Here is a 24,743-nt window from a genome sequence, read left to right as displayed (position 1 = left end):
AAAGCTCTAAACGAGGAGAACCCGCTTGGGCAGATTTATCCAGCAAATAGCATAGTTTATGCTAGCTCTTTTATTTAGGGACTAGATGCAAGTACCGATAGTTTGACACAACCCTCACTATTGACGAAATTAGTTTCAATAGCCTCTGATGGTTGCATATATAACACATCTAAAGGCAGCTCTTTTCCTGCATCAGCAATCTCTTTTTTTAAGGTTGAAAGAGTATCACCGGACGGGCCGACAATAAGAATGTCAATATCATGTCCCACTCCACTTAAAGTTGAGCCAAACATATATGCATCATAGAACTGCAGTGCTTGTAGTGGCATAGTGAATTTGGTCACTTAGTTAGAGGTGATATCATCACTTCATACGTTAACAGGTGACACTATGACAAATCGTACAAGACGACTATTCAGCGCAGAATTCAAGCTCGAGGCTTCACAGTTAGTGATTGATCAAAATTACTCAGTGGCAGAAGCCGCCCAAGCCATGAATGTGGGTAAATCCACGATGGATAAATGGGTTCGTCAGCTTAAACAAGAACGACAAGGCAAAACGCCAAAAGCTTCGCCTATGACCCCTGAGCAAATAGAAATTCGGGAATTAAAAAAGAAGTTAGCTCGTCTTGAAGAGCATAATGAAATATTAAAAAAAGCCACGGCTCTGTTGATGTCGGACTCACTGAACAATTCTTGATGATCAAGAAACTCAAGCAGAGCTATAGCGTAAAAACATTATGCGAAGTCTTCAATGTTCATCGAAGTAGTTATAACTATTGGCTAAAGCGTCCAACAGCGATTAGGGCGGAAACAGTCAAACTTCGCAGCTTAGTTAGTGAGGCCCACGCAGCAAGCAACGCCTCTGCGGGAGCGAGGACTATTGCAGATATAGTCACAAATCAGGGTTTAAAACTGAGCCGATACCGAGCAACAAAACTCATGAGAGAGCTTGGTTTAGTCAGTTGCCAACAGCCAAAGCATCGATACAGAAAGGCTTCTCAAGAACATGTTGAGGTTCCAAATCACTTGGGCCGACAGTTTGCTGTTACCGCCCCAAATGAAGTTTGGGTTGGTGATGTTACGTATATTTGGACAGGAAATCGCTGGATGTATTTAGCGGTTGTTATTGATCTTTTTGCCCGCAAAGTGATTGGTTGGTCGATGTCTTTATCACCTGATTCCAGTCTGACAGGCAAAGCTCTTTCAATGGCTTATGAGTCGCGTGGTAAGCCGAAAGGCGTCATGTTCCACAGCGATCAAGGTAGCCACTATACAAGTCGAAAGTACCGTCAATTACTGTGGCGTTTTAAGATAAAACAGAGTTTATCTCGCCGAGGAAATTGCTGGGATAATGCACCAATGGAGCGTTTCTTTAGAAGCTTAAAGACCGAATGGGTGCCAACAGTGGGTTATCGTAGTTTTGCTGAAGCTCAACAAGAGATCATCCGCTACATTATCGGGTATTACTGTCAACTCAGGCCGCATCAATATAATGGCGGCCTAACTCCCAACGAATCAGAACGATTATATTGGGAAAACTCTAAAACCGTGGCCAATTTTAGTTGACCACTACATGGGCACTTACGTTAATATCAACAAGTGGATAGAAGCGATCTTTACCATCTCCAAATGTCATTGAAGATCCGTTCCAAAATGCATTCTCATACTCGGAGCCATAATGAACACGCATTGTTAACTGGAAATTTAACGGTGATGTATTCATCCAATCTTGATACATATCAAAAACAACATTACCAAAATAATGTGCATCGTTAAGCGGCGAAAAAGCACCGTTTACATATCTAAAATAATTGTAGTTATCATCATCAATACAATTGTATTGATAAGCGGTATTACCCTCGGTCGCATTATTTAAATTCACGGTTTTAACTGCAGCATTTTCTAACGTACACGTTGTCCCCACCTTGCTAATAGGGAGACCGTCAAAATCAAAACCATAAATGTATTCAGAAGTTTTTATATTACCGCCAGGGCCCATGCCTGAGGCTTTAGCATGATTTAATCCATCCCAGTGCTCTAAAATAACGCCATTTATTGCATCAACAATATAAAATGGACGTTCAGGATGTTCGGAGGCGATATAGAAATCAACGAGATAAACAATCTTTGCCGTTTGGTTATCATCAAGTTTTACCATTAACTTAGCGTTTTTGTTTTCAATATTATGATTGTTATTAGCAACGAGCTGGTGCGAAGTAATAGCAGCTAAAATTGCTTCTTTTTCACTTAATTTAGGCGTAATACTTGGCAAATCGCGGTTGACCCCTTTCGCCATCAAACCATAAACATCCGATGGTTTATTGTTAGAAAGAGTTGCCACAACAGAAGTATTAAAGACAGGCACACCTAAGTAGGTCTGTTGATACCGGACTTTGGTTTTCCCGTTTGGTAAGACAACTTTTTTTATTTCAGAAAAGCCCGTTTCTAATGGAGTAATACTTGTAGATTGTGCCCTAAGGCTCTGTAAGAGGAATTTATTATCATTAACCTTTACCATTTCTGCGGCATGTACCGAAAAGCCAACAGATGTACCAAGAAGCACTGCTATCTTGCAGCTTGTTTGACGTTGTAAGTTCATGTTTGGTTCCTGATGTTAATTAAATTATTACTTCCCAACGACTTTATAGGAAGCCTAAATATGGATATTCAAAAGCAATAATTTGCACATCAAGAGTGTCTATAATTTAAATGCCTTACAAGCATACGAGCAAAATTATACCTGTAACATATGTAATAATAATTTTACATAAATGTAACATTCACTGGTCATTCCATAATTTTAATTTATATTCAATAAGTTAAATTAACCCCATTACACATATAGGCATGCTGAAATAGACAAATAGTCACAATTACCTTTTTTGAAAGTTATTAATCATTTGAATATAAAATACTTTTAAAACATTAACCTTCTGATTAATAAATATAAAAAAGGCGACTTAACGTCGCCTTTTACCGAACATCCTTACTATATTTTGAATGCCCCAACATGCTCATCAAGCGTTTGCGATAAGTCTGCTAGTTGCTGGCTGGATACCTCTAATTGTTCACTGGCGTTCAAACCAAGTTTAACCAAGTGACTAACCGTATCCATATTCAAGTTGATCTCATTAGCCACTGTTGATTGCTGCTCAGTTGCTGTCGCCACTTGGGTGTTCATATCTAAAATGGTGGTTACTTGCTGTGAGATTGATTCAAGCGCTTGTCGCGCATGCTCTGTCTCGGTAGCCCCTTCGTTAATCAGTGCCTTACTGTTACTCATTGAACCTACCGCGCTCTGTGCTTCTGTTTGTAACTGGTGGATCATGGCATCGATTTCATCTGTTGATTGGGCTGTTTTCGTTGCAAGATTACGCACTTCATCAGCAACAACGGCAAACCCTCGCCCAGCATCTCCTGCCCTTGCTGCTTCAATAGCCGCATTCAATGCCAGTAAATTGGTTTGCTCTGAGATCCCACGTATTACTTCAAGAATCGTACCTATAGATTGCGTATTATCCGCCAAGCTAACAATGATGATATTTGAAGTACTGTTCATCTCATTTTCTAGGTTAGAGATGGCCGTTGTTGTTCGTTGTAGCGTTTTATACCCTTCTTGGGTTTCATTTGTTGCCATGCTTGCTGCATCTGCGGCGTTCGCGGCGTTGGATGCAATTTCATTAACCGTGGCAATCATTTCATTCATTGATGTCACAACGAGCATGGTCTGTTCATTTTGCTCTTGTCCTCTCGCGAGTGCTTGCTGTGACTGTTCACGTAATGCAATGGCAGAACCATTTAATTCCACGCCAGAATTGACCACTTGGGAAATAATGCCATGTACTTTTTCAACAAATACATTGAACGCTGACGAGATCTGGGCAACTTCGTCATTTCCTTTTATTGGTAAGCGCACTGTTAAATCGCCATCACCTTGCGAGATATCATGCAATGCATCTTTAAGTACTGATAGTGGACGCATTAATTTATTGAGCAGTAGAGATAGCACAATTAAACAAAGTACGAAGATCACAATCATCGAACCCAGCTGGTAAGTAATAATGCCATTGGTTGCTTGGCTTACTTCGGTAATGGGAATGCCAATATCAAATGTGCCGTAAAGCTGACCATTCACATAGATTGGCGCCATAATGTCGAACACCCATACCTTTTGTACATCAGCATACCATTTGGAATATTGTTGTACGCCTTTTGTCGCGCCGTCTACGGTATACGCATCATCATACTTTTTGTTTAGCTTTTGCTTGTCACTATGTGCAACAGCTGTAACATTATTATCGATAACAATGGCATAGCTAACATCAGGACGTTGTTTCAAATCATCAACCAATGCTTGAAGATCTTTTTTAGGTGTCTCGGAATTTTCTAGAATATACCCTGCATTTTTGGCTAAGAATTCCGCCTGTATTTGAGATTTATCGAGGATGATGTTGTCTATATTTTGGCTGGATATAAAGTAGGTCGATGCCATACTCGCCATAACGGCAATGCCAAACATGGCACAAACGGCTAATAGGATTATTTTTTTCATTATTATTGTCTCAACGCAAGTTGTGAATCTTTATCAACAAAATTTGTAAATCTTCATCATTGATAGCCCAAACTGAATATTTAATCTCGCAATACAAGATGTAACCATTCAATTACGTTATCTGTAAAAGTCGCAACAACTTTAACAAATACGCTCAAACTTATGCTGTTATCACAATATCAACAAAGAGCGACATCTTGTGTGCTTACAAAAAAGAAATTAAGTCGCTATCGCGTTTTTTAATGATGAGTTATGTCTATTAAATAATCAGTCTGCCCCTCGATGTAAAGCGACTGAAAAGACAAAAAATAACCTAGTGGTATGACCTTGATTAAATATGCGATAGGGCACTGTTAATTTATTCTCCTGTGTATATAGTGTGTGAATAAAAAGTTGCACGTCATTTACGTGCTATATAAAAGGAAAGTAAAAAATGACTCAAGTAACATTCCAAGGCTCACCTGTTCAACTTGCAGGTACATTCCCAGTATTAGGTACTCAAGCACCAGCATTTACACTTTGCGGCGCTGATCTTTCTGACATCACGCTTGATTCAGTAAAAGGTAAAAAAGTTGTTTTAAATATCTTCCCAAGCATCGATACACCCGTTTGTGCGCTTGGTGTGAAAGCATTTAATCAAAAAGCAGCAAATACAGAAAATACAGTTGTGCTATGTATCTCTGCTGATTTGCCTTTCGCAACGGGTCGTTTTTGTGAAGCAGAAGGTATTGAGAACGTTCAAACTGCTTCTCTATTCCGTAGTCCAGAATTTGCAGAAGCATACGGCGTTAAACTAGCTGAAGGCGCACTTCGTGATTTAGCCACTCGTGCCGTTGTTGTACTAAACGAGGAAGGTCTTGTGATCCATGCTGAACTAGTAGCAGAAATTACTGATGAGCCTAACTACGACGCAGCAATCGCAGCGCTACAAAAATAAGATAAAAATTGAAGTGGCTCTTAAGGGGCCACTTTGTATTTTGGAACTGAATACACAATTATTGAGTTTTTCTTAAATCACCTTAACAAAAACCTTACAGCCATATGTTAAAGATAAGAAAGATATTATTCAGAGTTTTTAATTCCTTTTATTTATTCAACTAAAAAACAAATAAAGAAAATAAGTCTTTCTGAAAATATATCTTTAATACTTTTGTTTTTGATACTTACTAAAAGCGGTAGAAAAAGCAGAAATACTCGAGTATTCAAGCTCAAATGCTATGTCGGTGACGCTAATACCTTTTTTCATCATTTGCTCAGCTCTCTCCATGACAACTTTATTTCTGATTTCTTTAAAAGATGCTTTGAAGTGAGATAAGAATAGTCTGTTTAGCGTGCGAACAGAAGCTCCTGCTTGCTCAGATAATTTCGAAATAGACATTTTGATATTGGGTTTATCAGAAAGCGCTTCAATGATAAAAAATAACCGTCTATCCATACTTCCACTGGCAATCAATGGATTCACTAGTGGCACACAACGAGAACATTGATCGATTAGTACATCTACTTATTCATCAAATAAACTAGGTTTAAATAATTTACTCTCCCAAAGGTTAAATAGCTGTGTGACAAACGGAGAGACCTTCAATATACATATTTCATTGATATTTAGATTAAAATTTGAAGGTAAACGGAGTAAAGACATCTGTGACTTTTCAAGAAAATCTGCTCGATGCGGAGTATTAGACGGAACGCATACTAAAGTCCCAGGCATAGATAATAAGCTATGCTGATCTGTATATAGAATTTGACACCCTTTATGTACATAGACCAAATGTAAATAAGAATGGCTATGAATTTCCCTTTCTGATTTGTGTGACTCAAAGTGTTTTAGAATTAGTCGTTTATCTTCCAAACCCCCTCCTTATCTATCCAATTTTACAAATTGAATTAGTTAATTTTTCAAAAATCAATATAGGCTTTATTTTATTGGTTATAAAAACTTTCAATTTAGGTGACACCAAAATTAACAATGTCACCCAAAACAGTTCACCAGGATATTAACTTGTTCGCGAACCTAGATCACGATCTGCTTTCGCACCATGTAAAAGTGTAGACAACTCATCGATTTTCTTAAGTTTACCAGTGTTATCGAAGTAGTAGAACGCATACAATTTCAATATTGCAGATTTACCATTTAATTTTGTTGCAGTTACTGTATGTATTTCAGATATTGTCCCATCACTGTCAATGTTCACATCTTCAAATACAATATCCATACTCTTCAATTGCTTACTTAATGTTGATGCATGTTGTATGAAAGCATTCCCTCGATTTTCTTCTCCTCCAAATTTTTGAGTAAAATCAGTTGTAAGCATAGTCTTTAATTCACTTTGATCTGAAGCTAAAAATGCCTTAAATAACTTAGTCAAGTATTGGTTGGTTTCAGGGTATGCATTATCCTTGAATTCAACAGTAAGACTTGGCTCATAGACTTTACTACTTACAATTGGCTCACTCTTTTTAAACTGAATTGATGAATGTATTTTTTCAAGCTGATTTTCTCCTTGTGCCTGAACACCTGTTGTTAAAAGCAATGAAGTAGCGACGCTGGTAATAGCCAGTATTGATAAATATTTTAATTTCATAATATACCTCCGTGGTTGGAAACCATATTATGTATACTTTTTCTCCTGTTAGTTTTATATCTTACGACATCCACTGTTGAGCTAGCGCCAATTTATCCTCTTTAAAAACCACCATATCAACACTTCAATTATGTAAAGTAAGCTGTATAAAGAAAATTAAATAGAAATCGATTTTTGAAGTGATTTATAACTTTAAAACAACCTTTAGATGCCGTAGCACTTAACCGACAAGCAATATATACTTCTAGGGCGTCAGTGTGGAATTTAAGTTATATAATCATAAGGTTAATATTTTTTATATTATAAGAAGCAATATTAAGTAAGGAGTCTTAATTGAAAAAAGTAATAACTCTAACTGCATTAATATTCGTGTTAATTGGTTGCAGTAGCCATAATAAAAAAGACTCAGTAAGCGATAAAAAGCATTGTACACTCGTTAGTAACCCAGCATTAATGAGTAATGATAATTGTACTAAATTCGACTTTAGAACATTTTTTGAAGAAAGGAATAAAGATAAAAATTAAAAGATTAAAGCGTTGAATTACAGAAAAACAGTAACGTTAATACAAAGTCGTTACGTTTTTCTTAGATCATTCTTACGAAAGTCTTGAGTAGACGACAGCCTACTACAAGCGATGAACGAGCTACACTACGCCTCAAAAACGAGTAAAAAAACCTAATAGTAATAAATAATTATAACGATAAAAGCGTAATCAGTCGATTAAACACGAAGCTTATATAGTATGATTAGTGCCCCCTTCCAGACTCACTTTTAATGACATAAAAATTACTTTCACCTATTTTTCAACTTGTTGTTTATCTATACAATCTTGCCGTCCGACATCGTAGAGAATGAAATAATATAACAATGAATAATCCTTCCTCCTTTCACAACCTGCTTAAGCAAACCCGTGAAGAGCATGGCATGACACAAGTCGATGCCGCTAAACACCTTAAGATAGCAAGACAAACCTACTTAGACTTAGAGAATGGTCGAACTCAACCACGCTTAGATACACTGCTCGAATTATCAAAGATGTTTAATAAAAGCATTATGTATTTTGCAGGTGACCGTCCTTCTTTAGATCAGTTTGACACCCTAGAGTTATTGGCAGAGCTGCAACAACGCTATGTGGCTCTTTCCGCGAACAAAACTGACGCAACGACTGCTAAACCAGAATAAAAAAGGTCTGCCAATATTGGCAGACCTTTTTTAATGACTCGATTTCGGCAGAAGTATTATGCTGAAACAGTTTTTCCTTCTTGCTCTTCTTTTTCGAAATCTTCTTTATTAAAGCCGTCATGTAAACGGTAGTATCGACGGTATATAATGCCACTGATCAACATCATCATTGCAGGAAGACCAATCATCATAAACTCGATTCCCATCATAGTATGCGCAGACTGTTCAACATTCGGTACGTAACCCACAAGTGATAGTCCAATACCAACAATAAAACCGCCGCCTGCACCTGCAAATTTCACCAACATTGTTTGCACCGAAAATATAATACTTTCACTGCGACGACCTGTCTTATATTCTCCATAATCAACAACATCCGCTAACATGACTGTTGATAATCCATTAGCAATACCATTACCAAATTTAATTGTTGCCCCCGCTACGCCAATCATCACGATATTCCCAGGAACAAATAAGCCCATGAAATATAATATTAGGCATGAAACCACAGGGAAGCCTACAGCAATTGGCCATAAATATTGACGCGGTAACATATTCGCAATACGAGGGAATAAGAATATACCCACAATTTCAGCAATACCTGCCACCATCATATATGCAGGAAACAGATCTTTATTTCCAAGTACATAAGTGAAGTAGTATATTGCTGCCCCGCCAATTAATAGAATTGCCATTTGGAAGAAGAGAATAGAGCCAATAAGGGCTTTTAACTGATCGTTTTTACCAATTACTAAAAGAACATCTTTAAAACTAAATCGTTCTGCTTTAGTTGTAGTATCGACTTTCGCTGTTTCTTTTACATTACGAAAAACAAGGAAAGCACTAAGAATAAACAAAACAACAATTAACATTGCCGCATCTAAGAAGCCAGCCCCTTGGTCACCATTGCCTAATTTGCCTACAATATGGAGTCCATAAGTACCTGTAATAAACCATGCAAAACTTGCAAAGATACGAGGCCAAACAACCAATTTTTCTCGTTCAGGGCGAGAACTAGACAAAGCCGGGATCAATGACCAATATGGAATATCCATAATGGTGTAAGTTAATCCCCATAGAATATATGCAGCTGCAGCGTAAATATAAAGGGAAGTACCCTCGAACATATGAGTACAGAAAAGAGCAATTAATACTACAGAGTTTAAAATTGTACCTATTACTATCCATGGTCGGAACTTACCAAATCTAGAGCGCGTGTTATCAACAATTACGCCCATTAATAGATCTGTAACAGCATCTACTATACGTGCAGCAAGAAAAATAGTACCAACAAAAGCGGCAGATATTCCTGCTACGTCAGTAAAATAGAACATAAGAAAAGTATATATTGGCGCACAAGCAAAGTCTTTACCTAGTGCACCCAAGCCATAAGATAGCTTGGTTTGTAGCGTAATTTTATCAGACATAAATGTTCCCTGTATATCGTACAGCTATGCGTTCTCTAAATTAAAATGAGTAGCGTCGACGTCTCTTATTGTTTTCGACGCCTATGCTACTGACACGCAGAGATGCAAACTGTGATCAGAAACCCCTTACTGGAAACGTTTGCATGGAATGATTAAAAATGTGATGACGAGCGATAAATAAGCAATATGTATTAAAAAATACTTTATAAATCAATAATAAAGATAAAATTTGTTTATAACCTCACTGGAAACGATTCCAATAAAACAAAAAATCCGCAGGAAAATTCTGCGGCTTAATCATATAAAAGAGAGCTAGTTAAGGCGTTCAAATCTTATTAACATTGCACTTTCAGCATCAAGAATCGGCATTGCTAACCCCACTTCTTTGCACCACTCCCCCGATAATTCACACCCTAATTTAGTCCATGGGGGCTGGTAGTTAACAATATCATCGTAATTTGAAGGATGATCTAACACTGACACTCGATATTTCGCTTGCTCATCCAACCCTGGAATTCGTAAACAACCGCTCAAGGAATGCGTTGGATGGTTAACTGGGAGATGATAACAATCGCTTCAGATTGATCTGTTGCGACTACGGCATGGATCTGATGAGAGTCATCATCAGTAGGCACACGCCATGTTCTACCACTGTGTAATAATGGGCGTAATTTTTTATGTAAATTGATATAACGTTCAAAGCCTTGCCTTTCTTTTTGATCTTCTTTCACAGGATCAAGCTCGATTCCCATATGGCCATATAGTGCTGTTAACCCACGAAATTCTATATTGTGGCGTCGACGAGTACTGTGACAAAGGCTCGCACCAATATGGCATCCCATCACTTCTGGCGGGAAAAAATAGCTCATACCGCGCTGTATCGTTTGACGCTCAAGCGCATCGTTATTATCAGATGTCCAAAATCGGTGTGTACGTTTCAACACCTCAAAATCAATCCGTCCGCCACCTGCGGCGCATGATTCAATCTCAACGCTTGGGTGACGCAATCGTATTTTATCCACTAGATCATAATATCTTAACGTTTGATTATGACCAGCAGCGTGTCCTAAGTGAGCAGGCTGAACCACTTCACGGTTCATATCCCACTTGATGTAGGCAATATTATAACTCGACAAAAAGTAATCGAGCCTTTCAAACAAATAGTTAAACGCATCATTATTCTGAAGATCAATAACATATTGATTGCGTCCAGTCGGTTGTTCATATCCTTCTACAGCGAGTAGCCAATCAGGGTGCGCACGAAACAAATCTGAATCTTTATTTATCATTTCAGGCTCGAACCACAAACCAAACTCCATCCCTAATTGATTAACGTGATCAACAACAAGTTTCAGCCCTGCTGGGTACTTTGACTCACACAAAAACCAATCACCAAGACCTGCTTTATCCCCGTTTCGTCCATTAAACCAACCGTCATCGATGATGAATCGTTCTACTCCCATTTTTGCAGATTGGGTGGCCATTGACATGATGTACTCAGGATCATGATCAAAGTAGATACCCTCCCATGTGTTTAAATGAATAGGACGAGGCTTCTCTTTAAAGCTGCGAGGTAAAATGTACTCTCGAATATGTGAATGAAAGTGATGGCTCATCCCATTCAAGCCCTCAAAACTATGAGTTGCATACAACCAAGGAGTAGTAATACTTTTTCCCTTTTCAAGTGATTCTTCGCCAGGAAGATAGATCACTTCAGCTTGCATATACCTTCGACCATCAGCCTTAACATCGACTCTTAAGCGATGATTACCACTCCAAGCGAAATGGAATCCCCAAACATCACCACTCATTTCACCAAAGCTTTTCGAGCCAGTAACCAACGCAGGGTAGTGTTCATGAGATGTACGGCCGCGTCGGTTTTCTTGTTGATAGCCACCATGAGCTAAAGGGGCTCTAACCGTTTGAAATTCATTAACCCAACAGCCGTAATAAGTCATTATCTCATTGGCTCTTTCAGGAAGTGGTAATGTATTTGCAAAGCGATTTATTTGATAAATGCCAACTTTGGTATTTGTGAGGGTATGACGTGTTTTTACAACATCATGACGATCAATGAATAGCTCCGTTTTGAGACAAAGACCTCCATTATTATCTTAACTCTTAATCACTATCCCATTTGAGTAATGCTCAACATCAATAATGGTAAACACTGGCGCCCAATCTTGACCATTACGATGTCCTTCCAATGCAGGGCTACTAAAGACACCACGCCCAAGCTCGGGATGTAATGTCATTGCAACATCATTATCCAATCGACCATATGGCACAGGGCGTAATAAAGCTTGGCGGAAACCGGCATGGGCTCCGCTCACCTTTTTACCCCAATGCACTATTTCTGCGTATTCCCCTAACTCTACGATTAACTGGGTCTGGTGACCAACGAGCTCAATTAATGTTTTATCCATCACTTTGCTACACCTTAAAACGGAAGTAATAAGCATAATAAGGAAAAATGAAATTTAATCTGTGAGCAACGCCAAACACTGGAAACGTTACCAAACCAACATTTACTATTTAAAGAAAACGAAAATGATAATCTTCTTATCTCAGCATTAATAGAAAGTAAAAAGCCTTACCAGAGCGATAAAAATCAAAAAAATTAGCTCCCCATCAAAATATTGAATATAAAAAATACAACACACATCATGAAAACGTTTCCAAATATTCATTACAATCCAACAAAATGAATGAGAAGGTCGCTGGAATACCTTACTTATCTCAGCTATCAACGAACGGTATAATAATAAAGGGACATCATGACTACATTTTTTGATACTCTACAAAAACGAGACTGGGAAAACCCTCAATCAGTGAACATTCACTGCCTAAAAGCTCATAGCCCACTTGCAAGCTTCCGCAGTGTTGAACATGCTCGTGACGATGTTTTCCAACAACGTCTTTCTCTTAATGGACAATGGAAATTCAAACTTTTTGATGCTCCAGAGCAAGTTGATGACGAATTTATCCAAACTACATTTAACGATACGGATTGGAATGAGATCAATGTACCGTCAAACTGGCAACTTCAAGGTTATGACAAGCCTATCTACACCAATGTTAAGTACCCTTTTGAAGCTAAACCGCCGTTCGTTCCGAAAGAGAACCCAACTGGTTGCTACCGCACAGCCTTATGGCTTTCTGATACAGAATTAGAGAATACCCAGCGTATTATTTTTGATGGCGTGAATTCTGCCTTCCACTTCTGGTGTAATGGTAAATGGGTTGGCTACAGCCAAGATAGTCGCCTTCCTGCTGAGTTTGACCTCACTCCCTATCTTGTAGAAGGAGAAAATACACTTGCCGTAATGGTGATGCGTTGGTCTGATGGTAGCTATCTAGAAGATCAGGATATGTGGTGGTTAAGTGGTATTTTCCGCGATGTCACACTGCTTTCTAAGCCGAAAAACTGTATTGAAGATGTGTTTATCACTCCGGATTTAGATGCCTGTTACCGCGATGGCTCACTCTCAATTACTACCCGTATTTCCGCACCTGAAACTTATAAAGTTCAAGTACAACTTTTCGATAATGGAGAAGCTGTAACAGAGCCGCAAGTAGATGGTCCTAATAATCGCCGTATCGACGAGCGTGGCTGTTGGGACGATGTCGTATTTCAAACCATTCATGTACGCGATCCAAAAAAATGGACCGCTGAAACGCCAAATCTCTATCGATTAGTCGTTTCTTTATTTGATGAAAATGGAGCACATTTAGAGAGTGAAGCATACCAAGTCGGTTTTAGAAAAGTAGAAATCTCTAACGGTCAATTGAAACTAAATGGAAAACCATTATTAATACGCGGCGTAAACCGTCATGAGCATCATCCTGAGCTGGGTCATGTCATGACTGAAGAAGATATGATCCGTGATATCTGCTTAATGAAACAATACAACTTTAATGCCGTGCGCACTGCTCACTATCCTAATCACCCAAGATGGTACGAGCTTTGTGATCAATATGGCTTATATGTCTGCGATGAAGCAAATATCGAGACTCATGGTTTACATCCTATGAGTCGTATTTCAGATGATCCCCAGTGGTCAAATGCTTACATGAGCAGATATAGCCAAATGGTCATGCGTGATAAGAATCACCCATCGATTATTATCTGGTCTTTAGGAAATGAGTCAGGTTACGGCTGTAACCATAACGCTATGTATGCGTGGTCAAAAAAATATGACCCATCTCGTCCCGTTCAATATGAAGGAGGCGGTTCAAATACTCCTGCGACCGATATCATTGCACCTATGTATGCACGTGTTGATAGCGATATCGAAGATGAAGTTGTACCCAAGTGGGCAATCAAAAAGTGGATATCACTACCGAACGAGTCACGTCCATTAATTTTATGTGAATATGCTCATGCAATGGGCAACAGCCTGGGTAGCTTTGCAGATTACTGGGAAGCATTTCGCACTTTCCCACGCTTACAAGGTGGCTTTATTTGGGACTGGGTTGACCAAGGATTAAGCCAACAAGATGAAAATGGTCAACACTTTTGGGCTTACGGTGGTGACTTTGGTGATGAGATCAATGACCGTCAGTTCTGTATCAATGGTTTGATTTTCCCAGATCGTACCGTGCACCCAACGTTGGAAGAAGCGAAGTTCTGTCAACGTATGATCACCGTATCGCTTCAGGATCAAACAGAGGGCAACTGCACACTTCTAATAACCAACGAGAACTTGTTCCGTGCAACAGATAACGAACAATTGAACTGGTCACTATTAGAAAATGGTAAGGTTATCCAAACTGGTTCGCAAACACTTAATATAGAGGCTAATAGCCAAGCAAGCCTTGATATAACCCTAAACTATACCCCAAAAGCAGAGGCACAATATCACTTAAATACCGATATTAGTCTTATTACAGCAACACCATGGGCCCATGCCGATTACGTTGTTTCATCTGAACAAATGGCACTAAGTAATACCACAGGTCTTATTATCCCTACATTGAAAAGCCAACCAGCACCAATGTTAACGCAGCAAGACAACTCGATTCTGGTTTCTAGTCTCGATGAAAAACATCATTGGTGTTGGGATAAGCAAAGCGGCTTGATGACAGCGTGGCTAATAAACAATAATCCGCAATTACTTTCAGCACCACAAGACAATTTTTTCCGAGCGCCGCTGGATAACGACATTGGTATTAGTGAAGTCGATAATGTGGATTTCAACGCATGGAGCAGTCGTTGGGATGCAGCAGGCATTGGTCAATGGGAACGACAATGTATTGCTTGTAATAGTGAAACGCTGGCACACGCAGTTAAAGTGACTTCCACCTTTACATACCACTTTAACTCAACAGTACAAGCGATAACGACTTGGACATACACATTGAGTAACAATGGAGAAATGGAGCTAGTTGTAGATGTAAAGCTGGCTGATAGCTTACCATCAATGCCACGTATCGGTTTAGAGTTTGCTCTGCCCTTAAACGGACAAAACACACCAATTACCTGGCAGGGTTTAGGCCCATTCGAAAATTATCCTGATCGTTTTGCTGCTGCACGTTTTGGTCTCTATACACAAACACTTGAGCAAATGCACACGCCATATATTTTCCCAACCGATAGCGGCCTACGTTGTGGCACACAATGGTTGAAAGTGAACGAATTGGATATATCCGGTGATTTCCAATTTAGCGTTAGTCAGTTCGCTTTGCAGCAATTGGCAAAAGCAAAACACACCAACGATTTAATCGCGGAAGAAAAAGTATATGTACGTGTAGACCACCAGCATATGGGGATCGGTGGCGATGACTCATGGAGTCAAAGTGTCCATAAAGAGTTTCAATTACGGGAAAAACATTACACATATACCATCACGTTCAATCAAAAAGCATAAGCACTTTATCCCCCCGGCATAGCAGCAAAAATCCCTAAGCTAACCCTTAGGGATTTTTTATATTCTCATATTTTTCGATAAACCAAGCTTTCCTATCGCAATTCTCAATTAGTTATTTGTATTCAACAGCAAAGCATTGTTAAATAGTAAAAAAATTAAAGTGCTAAATTCCCTATGGCTACTATCAAAGACGTCGCAAAAGAGGCTGGTGTATCCATTGCCACAACATCACGTGTTATCAATAACTCACCTCACACCAGTGAAACAGCAATTATTGCTGTTAAAGCAGCAATGGAAAAACTGGATTACCGTCCCAATGCCAATGCGCGTGCGTTAGTAAATAAATCCTCTAACACCGTAGGCGTTCTTGTTGGTGATGTCTCTGCGCCTTTTTTCGGAACCATGGTCAAGGCAATAGACGACATTGCAAGTCAACAGTCAAAACAGCTATTAATCGGCTGTGGTTACCATGATCCCGTAAAAGAAAAAAATGCCATTAATTTACTGATTAACAGCCGTTGTGAATCTCTTGTTATTCATAGCAAAGGGATGTCTGATGCAGAGTTAATAAAACTAGCCAGCGAAATACCTGGCATGGTTTTCATTAACAGAAATGTTGAAGAAATTGCATCACGTTGTATCGCTCTTGATAATCGTAAAGGCGCATATATTGCGACAGAGCACTTAATTAAAAATGGACACACGCATATAGGTTACCTTGCCTCAAACCATGATATTGATGATGCTTATGATCGTCGAGATGGCTATTTAGATGCGCTTAGAGATAATGGTATTGAAATCCGTGATGAATACATCGAATACGTTGAGCCAGATGAAGCCGGTGGTGAACAAGCCATTATTAATCTAATTGCTAAAAATACTCCGATAACCGCAATTGCAACCTATAACGATTACATGGCTGCCGGCTGTATGACTTTATTACAAGAAAATGGTGTAAAAATCCCTGAGGATATGTCCGTTATCGGCTTTGACGATGGACACATCGCGCGCCATATATACCCTCGCCTAACCACGATTCGCTACCCAATTAACGTCATGGCAAACGAGGCATTAAAACTGTCTCTGCAATTGGTAAATAACGAAAATACAGAGTACTCAGGGAAAAAATTATTCATGCCTGTTTTGGTAAAACGTGCCTCTGTCGGTATAAAAAAAACGCTTGAATAGTGACTTGGGTATGTTGCTTGCCTTAGCCACGTTTGATATGGGGCATTATAGGAATCAAAAAATACCCATAATATAAATACGCAATATAACCCTACCATTTTGTGTTCTGACAAAAAAATAATATTAGCCAGACGACCCCCCTTTTATGGCAGCCTATTTAGGACCTTTCATATAGTTGTTTTTACAATAACTGCCACTAATTTTGCACTTAATAAATAGAAAAATAGTTTTTATTTTTGGTCTAAAAAAAAGTAAGGATTTAGCCTAATATTTAATTGACTCCCAACTCGCCTTTCATGTCATTCAAGGCTTTTCCCAACCCATTTGCCTATGGACAGGCGATGGGTTTTCTCGTATCAGCTTTACCCTAGGGTATCTGTTTTTGCAAAAGAACCCTTTATCGTTTGACATTGTAAATAAAAAAACATTATTTAAATATCCTCCATTGCGCCATATCAAACGCTATCTCATTCGTCATAATATTCATCACGAAACGTGCGAATATTCAACACACGTATTACTTACTCAGTTATATCCTCATAACAAGCTAACTCTCATATTGTCTCATGCGTGTTTCTCGGGGCGTCTGTTTAAAAACTTGCTTAAATTTAGTCGGAAAATAATTACTATATTGGTAGCCCACTTTAAAGGCAAAATCTGTAATAGATTGATCAGTATATAGAATATCTGGGAATGCTTTGCTGGTACACGTATAAAACAAAAAAAGAGTGTATTAAAATGCTTTTGCGGCACTGGCATTTTCCTTACCCTGTAGTTTTTTGACTACAGTTTGGGCTAGTACTTAGTAATACCGGAACGGCTTATTGCTACAGCAAAAGAACCAAGCATGGCATAGCGGAGTGCAATGGTCGCCCCGCCTTCGAGAGCAGATACAGTATCGTGAATTGATAGACCGCCAACAATTGCACTGAAGGTAAGGACGACCACAACGTTGAGTCGCATAAGTGAAAGTACAAGCCTGCTACTTCTAAAGAGGATCACAGGGATCGTTATTGTTATATGGAAAATTTTATGACCAGTAAATTGCCGACAAAGTTGTACAAATGTGTCAATTTGTAAACTTAACAAACAAGATCGAATTCATGTTTTTAGAGAGGGATAACTTTCTACCTTACTTTTTAGGCAGAAGTAATAGGTAGTTATTGCATAATTTTACACGTTTTTTTGATAAAACAGCTTGTATTACAAGAGTCAGAAGCTGTTTTATACTTGATAATCGCTAAGTATTAAACCAATATAATTTGTATATACATAATAAGGGTAATACATAGATGTCAAGGTCCCCCAGATTCCAACAGATAAAAAATCATATTGTTGAAAAAATTGAGTCAGGAACATGGCCGGTAGGTACACAAATTCCAACAGAAGCAGAGCTTTGTAAAAGCTTTTCAGTAAGCCGAATGACGGTAAGCAAGGCACTCAGAGACCTAGTATCAGTCGGCCTTCTCGAGCGTACTCCTCGGCTTGGCACTTTTGTGTGCCAAAAAAAGGCCGAATCACCGCTCATGGATATTCGTAACATTGCAGATGAAGTAGAGGAGCGAGGTCAGGTTTATCATAATGAAATCATAAACCTAAAGGCTATATTATCATCTGAGGATGTCTCAATGAGATTGGGCTTGATGCTAGGGTCTCAGGTTTATATGAGTGAAATCGTTCATTACGCAGATAATTTACCTATACAACTTGAGCATCGTTGGGTAAACCCTGATTTTGCGCCTGATTACCTTGAGCAGGACTTCAGTCAAGTGACGCCTAATGAGTACTTGGTAGAAATCTGCCCTTTAGGGATTATCGAACACACTGTCGAGGCTATCTTGCCCCCTTTAAATATAGCGAGGTTACTTGAAATGGATACACAAGAACCTTGCCTCCTTTTGCATCGTCGCACTTGGAGCCAGAATAAACTCGTTAGCGCCGCATTGCTCTACCACCCTGGAAGCCGATATAAACTTAGTGCAAAGGTAAATATTTAGTACTGTTCCGAATATTATCACTGTGATTACATCCCTCATTTTTGCCTTCGGTACACAAAATTTTCATCATTGATCACAACTCGATAACACATCAACTTGCATTTGCCTGCTTAAATGTCTATACATTTGTATAGACATTTAAAAAAATCCTCAGGCATATTCATGAAAAGGCTTTTCACCCACTGTCGTCTCGTTTCGGTCGACACCCTTGTTAACGAGAAAGGCGGTTATAAAGTCCAAGAAGACGTATCCATTGCTGTTGAAAATGGTGTGATAAAACATATCGGTTCAAACCTTTCCCAAGAAGGTTATGACGTCATCTCTCTGGAAGGAAAACTTGTTACGCCTGGTTTTATTGATTGCCATACGCACATTGTTTTTGCTGGAAACCGGGCAGGAGAATTTGAGCAAAGACTGAATGGGGTTCCATATTCCCAGATAGCAAAGCAAGGCGGTGGGATCCTTTCGACTGTAACAGCAACCCGAAATGCCAGTGTGGACGAACTGGTCTCCCTTGCGCTTCCAAGAGCAAAAGCACTAATGGCAGACGGTATCACCACTATTGAAATCAAGTCTGGTTACGGGTTGACGATCGAAGATGAAATAAAGATGCTCCAGGCCGCCAAAAAACTAGCTGACGCACTGCCCCTGACTGTCTCGACCACATTGCTGGCAGCTCATGCCCTTCCTTCAGAATACAAAAACCGTAGCGATGATTACATCGAGATGGTATGTGACACCCTTATTCCCGAAGTAGCCTCAAAAAGGTTGGCCAATGCGGTAGATGTTTTCTGTGAAGGTATTGCTTTTTCTCCTGCCCAGTGCGGACGAGTATTTGAAGCCGCCCTTTCATGTGGACTAAAAATTAAAGCACACGCCGAGCAACTCTCCAACCTAGGAGGCAGTGCGCTTGCCGCAAGAATGGGGGCACTGTCTGTCGATCACATTGAATATCTCGATTCAGCCGGTGTAGAGGCGCTGGCAGAACACGGCACAGTCGCAACTCTACTTCCGGGCGCCTTTTATTTTCTTCAGGAGACACAGAAGCCGCCAGTGGAGCTGTTAAGAAAACATAATGTCCCTATGGCTCTATCCACAGACTTCAATCCCGGTACGTCTCCCTTTGCCAGCCTCAGTCTCATGATGAACATGGCCTCCACCCTATTCGGTTTGACTCCAAAAGAGAATCTCTACGGTGTTACCCGACATGCAGCTCAGGCGCTGGGGTTAACGACAAAAGGACGAATTGCTCCTGGTTTTGATGCCGATCTGGCTGTATGGGATTTGAGCTGCCCAGCAGAACTCAGTTATCAGATAGGGTTATCGCCACTGGCCGCACGCTACATAAAGGGAGAACTAGCTAATGAATATTGATATGTCCTCCTGGCAAGGAAGAATAGATCCCGAAGATGGCGATAACGGAATGCGGTTCCATCAAAAAGTCCAGCCAGCCGACACAGAAAATGAGCCAGGTGTTACGCTATTAGGGTTTGCCTGTGATGAAGGCGTGTTCCGCAACAAAGGACGTATGGGGGCCCGTGGCGGACCTTCTGAAATCCGCAAAGCACTGGCAAACATGGCTTGGCACCATCGGCTTCCGATCTACGATGGTGGTGATACACACTGCGATAACCACGACCTTACAAAAGCTCAGAAGAGCCTCGCCGATAATATTACTCAAGCACTCCACCAGCAACATTTTCCGCTAACGATGGGAGGCGGCCATGAAGTTGCGTGGGCCTCGTTTCAGGGCTTGGCAAACCACTTGATACAAATCGGCATCAGCATACCGCCTCGGATCGGCATTATTAATTTTGATGCCCACTTCGACCTTAGAACACCCAGTGGTGACAGCCTAACAGGAAGTTCCGGTACCCCTTTTGCACAAATAGCCGAATTCTGTGCCAGCCAGAACTGGCCGTTCAATTACGCTTGCCTAGGTGTGAGCCGGACTAGTAATACACAGGCTCTGTTCAACAAAGCAGACGAGCTCAATGTACTAACGGTGGAAGATCATCAGCTCCATCCAACCAGCTTACAGTCTATTCAGGGATCGTTAGCAACATTTATTGAACAGTGTGACCATCTTTATTTGACCATAGATATGGACGTCTTCCCCGCAGCAACGGCACCAGGCGTGAGCGCTCCGGCTGCACATGGTGTTGACTACCCAATGGTGGAAGCTCTGCTTAAGCCCATACTAAATGCTAAATCTGAACACGGTAACAGCAAACTAAGGTTGGCAGACATCGCAGAATACAACCCTCGATATGATATCGATGGGCATACCTCCCGCCTAGCTGCACGCCTAATTTGGACCATACTGCGCAAACTTAACACGACCTTTACCAACAAGGAGTATAGAGATGACAGATCCGCGACTGGATGAATCACGCGTAATTAAGACCCCAACTGGAACCAAACTTAATACCAAGTCATGGTTGACCGAGGCACCACTACGCATGTTAATGAACAATCTGCATCCTGATGTAGCGGAGCACCCCCACTCCCTAGTTGTTTACGGAGGCATTGGACGTGCTGCGAGAAACTGGCAGTGTTATGACAAGATTGTCGATGTACTGAAAAGACTGGAAGACGATGAGACCCTGTTGGTACAGTCCGGTAAACCGGTTGGCGTTTTTCCTACCCACAAGGATGCTCCTCGTGTGCTTATCGCTAATTCCAACCTAGTACCACATTGGGCTAACTGGGAGCATTTTAACGAGTTGGATAAGCAAGGACTGATGATGTACGGCCAAATGACGGCTGGAAGCTGGATTTATATCGGCTCTCAGGGCATTGTTCAGGGGACTTACGAGACCTTTGTCGCGATAGCTAAAAAGCATTTTGGCGCTGAAGCAAAAGGCCGTTGGGTGCTGACAGGTGGACTGGGTGGAATGGGCGGTGCGCAGCCACTGGCAGCGACCATGGCTGGTTTCTCCATGATTGCGGTGGAATGTGATGAAAGCCGCATTGATTACCGCTTGAGAACTGGTTATGTCGATAAGAAAGCACGAACACTTGATGAAGCAATGACGCTACTTCAGGAATCCTTGGATAACAAAAAGCCTACATCCATCGGCTTACTCGGCAACGCGGCAGATATTTTTACCGAAATGGTGAAGCGAGGTATTACCCCTGATGTGGTCACCGATCAGACTTCAGCACATGACCCGCTTAACGGTTACCTACCGCAGGGGTGGACAATGGGACACGCTGCTGAACAACGCAAAGTAGATGAAGCTGGCGTGGTCAGCGCTGCCAAAGCCTCCATGGCAGTTCAGGTTAAAGCCATGCTTGAACTTCAGAAACGCGGCTCGGCAACGTTGGATTATGGTAACAACATCCGCCAGATGGCGCTGGAGTGTGGCGTAGAGAATGCATTCGATTTCCCAGGCTTTGTCCCAGCCTATATCCGTCCGCTTTTCTGTGAAGGTATCGGTCCCTTCCGTTGGGCTGCACTGTCTGGCGATCCAGAAGATATCTATAAGACTGATCAAAAAGTTAAAGAGCTTATCCCTAATGATCCGCACCTTCACAACTGGCTTGATATGGCACGGGAACGAATACATTTTCAAGGCATGCCTGCGCGTATCTGCTGGGTCGGCCTGAAAGACCGAGCACGTTTGGGCAAAGCCTTCAACGAAATGGTTAAAAACGGCGAACTGAAAGCACCTGTGGTCATTGGCCGCGATCATCTGGACTCAGGTTCCGTTGCTAGCCCCAACCGTGAAACAGAAGGTATGTTGGATGGTTCAGATGCGGTTTCCGACTGGCCATTACTCAATGCTTTATTAAATACTGCATCGGGTGCAACCTGGGTATCTCTTCATCATGGCGGCGGTGTAGGCATGGGCTTCTCGCAGCACTCAGGCGTGGTTATCGTCTGTGACGGTAGTGAAGATGCCGATACACGTGTTGGCCGTGTGCTGCACAACGACCCAGCAACGGGGGTTATGCGTCATGCCGATGCTGGCTACGACATTGCTGTGAACTGTGCCAAGGAGCAAGAGCTTGATTTGCCTCTGCTGAATATCCCAAACACTCCGGCTATCAAGTAAGAGGAAAAAACATGTCAACTGTAACAAAGCACTCGCTAACAATTACTCCAGGCCAACTGACACTGACCGAGTTGCGCAAAGTCAGCCGGACGGCAGTAGAGGTTCGTCTTGCACCAGAAGTAGAAAATGAAATGCAGGCGAGCCTAAAAGCCATCACCAATGTCTTGTCTGAGAATCGGGTAGCCTACGGTATTAACACCGGCTTTGGCCAGCTTGCCAATACTCGAATTGAAAAAGAAGACCTTGAAATCCTCCAACGCAGTATTGTTCTCTCCCATGCCGCTGGGATCGGTAATTACATGAACGATGACACTGTTCGCCTGATAATGGTGTTAAAGGTTAACAGCCTAGCCAGAGGGTACTCTGGTATACGTTATTCAGTGCTGGATGCATTGATCACACTGATAAATGCAAAAGTTTACCCCTGTATTCCTCGTAAGGGCTCGGTCGGCGCATCAGGCGATCTCGCACCACTAGCTCACATGAGTACTGTCCTACTAGGTGAGGGACAAGCTAGGCACAAAGGTGAAATTGTTTCCGGTGCTACCGCGCTGAAAATAGCGGGTCTTGAGCCTATTACTCTGGGGCCTAAAGAAGGTCTTGCCCTGTTGAACGGTACTCAGGCTTCAACCGCTTTTGCATTGGAAGGGCTGTTTGCCGCAGAGGATCTTTATGCTTCTGCGACAGTGTGCGGAGCACTCTCTGTCGAGGCGGCTCTTGGGAGTCGGAAACCATTTGACCCGCGGGTGCATGCTGTACGCGGACATCGTCCCCAGATCGATGCTGCTGCTGCCTATCGATACCTACTGGCGCAATCAAGTGAAATTGGTGACAGCCATCAGCAATGTGAAAAGGTACAGGATCCTTACTCGCTACGTTGTCAGCCTCAGGTCATGGGTGCTTGCCTCCAGCAGATCCGCGCAGCCTCCGAAGTGCTAGAAATAGAGTCTAATGCGGTATCGGACAATCCACTCGTATTTTGCGATGATGGTGACATCATTTCCGGTGGTAACTTCCATGCGGAACCTGTAGCTATGGCCGCGGATAACCTCGCTCTTGCGATTGCAGAAATCGGCAGTCTATCTGAGCGAAGAATGGCACTATTGATTGACAGCGGCCTTAGCAAGCTGCCTCCATTTCTAGTCGATAACGGTGGCGTCAATAGTGGATTTATGATCGCCCAGGTGACCTCAGCAGCCCTAGCCAGTGAGAACAAGACACTAGCCCATCCAGCTTCAGTCGACAGCTTGCCAACCTCTGCTAACCAAGAGGACCATGTTTCCATGGCAACTTTTGCCGGTAGAAGGCTAACGGATATGGCGGAAAACACGCGGGGAATATTAGCCGTAGAGCTGTTGGCAGCATGCCAGGGAATTGACTTCCGCGCTCCATTAACCAGCTCACCGAAGCTTGAGCAGGCCAAAGCTGAACTTCGAGACCGAGTAACCTTCTATGACAAGGATCGTTACTTTGCACCAGATATAGAAAAAGCAAATACATTGCTTCTAGAAGCAAGTTACAACAAGTTAATGCCTTCAGGTCTATTGCCAAGTCTCCATTAAGACCAACATAACTATCCGTCTGATCGCTCCTATAAATGAAGGAGCGATCGCTCTGGAACTTCAAATACAACATCATCTATTTTTCAGTAACGTGATTTACAGGTTCTATCGAATATTTTTTGAAAAGTGCAGTCATGCCACTATTAAGAAATAATTAATATCCAAGTGAATAAAGTAGTTAGCCAAAACTAAAACCTCATCGTATCGTGAGTGAGCACGATGACCAGCGGCCGCCTTAAAGGTGGCTGTTTTTTTTCTACCAATAAGTAATTTTGCTTTAGGCCCCCTTTAATGCACCAGCCCTCTCCCAAGAAT

16 protein-coding genes and 3 pseudogenes are annotated in these 24,743 nt (G+C 41.3%); 10 read left to right on the top strand and 9 right to left on the bottom strand.

Translation table 11 applies throughout. The features are described 5' to 3' along the window. Window positions 1–74: 74 nt before the first annotated feature. Window positions 75–329 carry a nucleotidyltransferase domain-containing protein gene (locus tag SKA34_RS06540; RefSeq protein WP_006644703.1) on the bottom strand — a complete coding sequence of 85 codons (255 nt, stop codon included), beginning with the start codon at window positions 327–329 and terminating at the stop codon, window positions 75–77. Window positions 330–390: 61 nt separating this feature from the next. On the opposite strand from SKA34_RS06540, the gene SKA34_RS06530 reads away from it, so the two are divergent. Continuing rightward, a protein-coding gene (locus SKA34_RS06530; RefSeq protein ID WP_086004105.1) for an IS3 family transposase occupies window positions 391–1,568 on the top strand; the annotation gives its coding sequence in 2 pieces (ribosomal slippage) (window positions 391–649 and window positions 649–1,568; 1,179 coding nt in all). A 1-nt stretch (window position 1,569) separates the two neighbouring features. On the opposite strand, the pseudogene SKA34_RS06525 reads toward SKA34_RS06530, so the two are convergent. Continuing rightward, window positions 1,570–2,601 (bottom strand): annotated as a pseudogene (locus SKA34_RS06525) (hemagglutinin); the annotation flags it as partial. A gap of 390 nt (window positions 2,602–2,991) precedes the next feature. Beyond that, window positions 2,992–4,521: a methyl-accepting chemotaxis protein gene (locus SKA34_RS06520; RefSeq protein ID WP_198138483.1), complete on the bottom strand. Its 1,530-nt coding sequence runs from the start codon at window positions 4,519–4,521 to the stop codon at window positions 2,992–2,994. Between the two features lie 466 nt (window positions 4,522–4,987). Between SKA34_RS06520 and tpx the strand changes: the two genes are divergently transcribed. Further along, window positions 4,988–5,491, top strand: a complete 504-nt coding sequence (gene tpx / locus SKA34_RS06515) for a thiol peroxidase (RefSeq protein ID WP_006644700.1) — start codon at window positions 4,988–4,990, stop codon at window positions 5,489–5,491. Window positions 5,492–5,695: 204 nt separating this feature from the next. Here tpx and SKA34_RS06510 read toward each other — a convergent pair whose 3' ends face one another. From SKA34_RS06510 to SKA34_RS06505, 3 genes are all read right to left on the bottom strand, one after another. Beyond that, entirely contained in the window at window positions 5,696–6,016 is a 321-nt protein-coding gene (locus SKA34_RS06510; protein ID WP_157044454.1) for an AraC family transcriptional regulator, read from the bottom strand. A 42-nt stretch (window positions 6,017–6,058) separates the two neighbouring features. After that, window positions 6,059–6,406, bottom strand: coding sequence for an AraC family ligand binding domain-containing protein (locus SKA34_RS22830; RefSeq protein WP_083784347.1), 348 nt, complete (start codon window positions 6,404–6,406; stop codon window positions 6,059–6,061). Window positions 6,407–6,551: 145 nt separating this feature from the next. Continuing rightward, complete coding sequence (locus tag SKA34_RS06505) at window positions 6,552–7,139, bottom strand: hypothetical protein (RefSeq protein WP_006644698.1); 588 nt, start codon at window positions 7,137–7,139, stop codon at window positions 6,552–6,554. A gap of 869 nt (window positions 7,140–8,008) precedes the next feature. Here SKA34_RS06505 and SKA34_RS06495 point away from each other — a divergent pair. Continuing rightward, window positions 8,009–8,323, top strand: a complete 315-nt coding sequence (locus tag SKA34_RS06495; RefSeq protein ID WP_006644697.1) for a helix-turn-helix transcriptional regulator — start codon at window positions 8,009–8,011, stop codon at window positions 8,321–8,323. Window positions 8,324–8,379: 56 nt separating this feature from the next. Here SKA34_RS06495 and melB read toward each other — a convergent pair whose 3' ends face one another. After that, window positions 8,380–9,750, bottom strand: coding sequence for a melibiose:sodium transporter MelB (gene melB, locus SKA34_RS06490; RefSeq protein ID WP_006644696.1), 1,371 nt, complete (start codon window positions 9,748–9,750; stop codon window positions 8,380–8,382). A 312-nt stretch (window positions 9,751–10,062) separates the two neighbouring features. After that, window positions 10,063–12,176: pseudogene (locus SKA34_RS06485) on the bottom strand (alpha-galactosidase). Between the two features lie 351 nt (window positions 12,177–12,527). Between SKA34_RS06485 and SKA34_RS06480 the strand changes: the two are divergent. Then, a complete protein-coding gene (locus SKA34_RS06480) occupies window positions 12,528–15,620 on the top strand; it encodes a beta-galactosidase (protein ID WP_006644692.1) in 3,093 nt (1,030 codons plus the stop codon). Between the two features lie 174 nt (window positions 15,621–15,794). After that, complete coding sequence (locus tag SKA34_RS06475; protein WP_006644691.1) at window positions 15,795–16,808, top strand: substrate-binding domain-containing protein; 1,014 nt, start codon at window positions 15,795–15,797, stop codon at window positions 16,806–16,808. Between the two features lie 748 nt (window positions 16,809–17,556). On the opposite strand, the pseudogene SKA34_RS22820 reads toward SKA34_RS06475, so the two are convergent. Continuing rightward, window positions 17,557–17,771: pseudogene (locus SKA34_RS22820) on the bottom strand (sodium:proton antiporter); the annotation flags it as partial. Window positions 17,772–18,100: 329 nt separating this feature from the next. On the opposite strand from SKA34_RS22820, the gene hutC reads away from it, so the two are divergent. From hutC to hutH, 5 genes are all read left to right on the top strand, one after another. Further along, complete coding sequence (gene hutC, locus SKA34_RS06470; protein ID WP_006644689.1) at window positions 18,101–18,805, top strand: histidine utilization repressor; 705 nt, start codon at window positions 18,101–18,103, stop codon at window positions 18,803–18,805. A gap of 162 nt (window positions 18,806–18,967) precedes the next feature. Then, on the top strand, window positions 18,968–20,179 hold the full coding sequence (gene hutI, locus SKA34_RS06465) for an imidazolonepropionase (RefSeq protein ID WP_006644688.1): 1,212 nt from the start codon (window positions 18,968–18,970) through the stop codon (window positions 20,177–20,179). Next, complete coding sequence (gene hutG / locus SKA34_RS06460) at window positions 20,169–21,194, top strand: formimidoylglutamase (RefSeq protein WP_006644687.1); 1,026 nt, start codon at window positions 20,169–20,171, stop codon at window positions 21,192–21,194. Before hutI ends, hutG begins: the two co-directional genes overlap by 11 nt. Further along, on the top strand, window positions 21,172–22,866 hold the full coding sequence (gene hutU / locus SKA34_RS06455; protein ID WP_006644686.1) for a urocanate hydratase: 1,695 nt from the start codon (window positions 21,172–21,174) through the stop codon (window positions 22,864–22,866). The genes hutG and hutU overlap by 23 nt, the downstream gene beginning before the upstream one ends. A gap of 11 nt (window positions 22,867–22,877) precedes the next feature. After that, the gene (gene hutH, locus SKA34_RS06450) at window positions 22,878–24,428 is read left to right on the top strand and encodes a histidine ammonia-lyase (RefSeq protein WP_006644685.1); all 1,551 of its coding nucleotides are present in this window, start codon (window positions 22,878–22,880) and stop codon (window positions 24,426–24,428) included. The last annotated feature ends 315 nt before the right edge of the window (window positions 24,429–24,743 follow it).

Origin of the sequence: Photobacterium sp. SKA34, from assembly GCF_000153325.1 — a bacterium.
GTDB lineage: Bacteria > Pseudomonadota > Gammaproteobacteria > Enterobacterales > Vibrionaceae > Photobacterium.
This window is presented reverse-complemented; position numbering and strand designations above follow the sequence as displayed.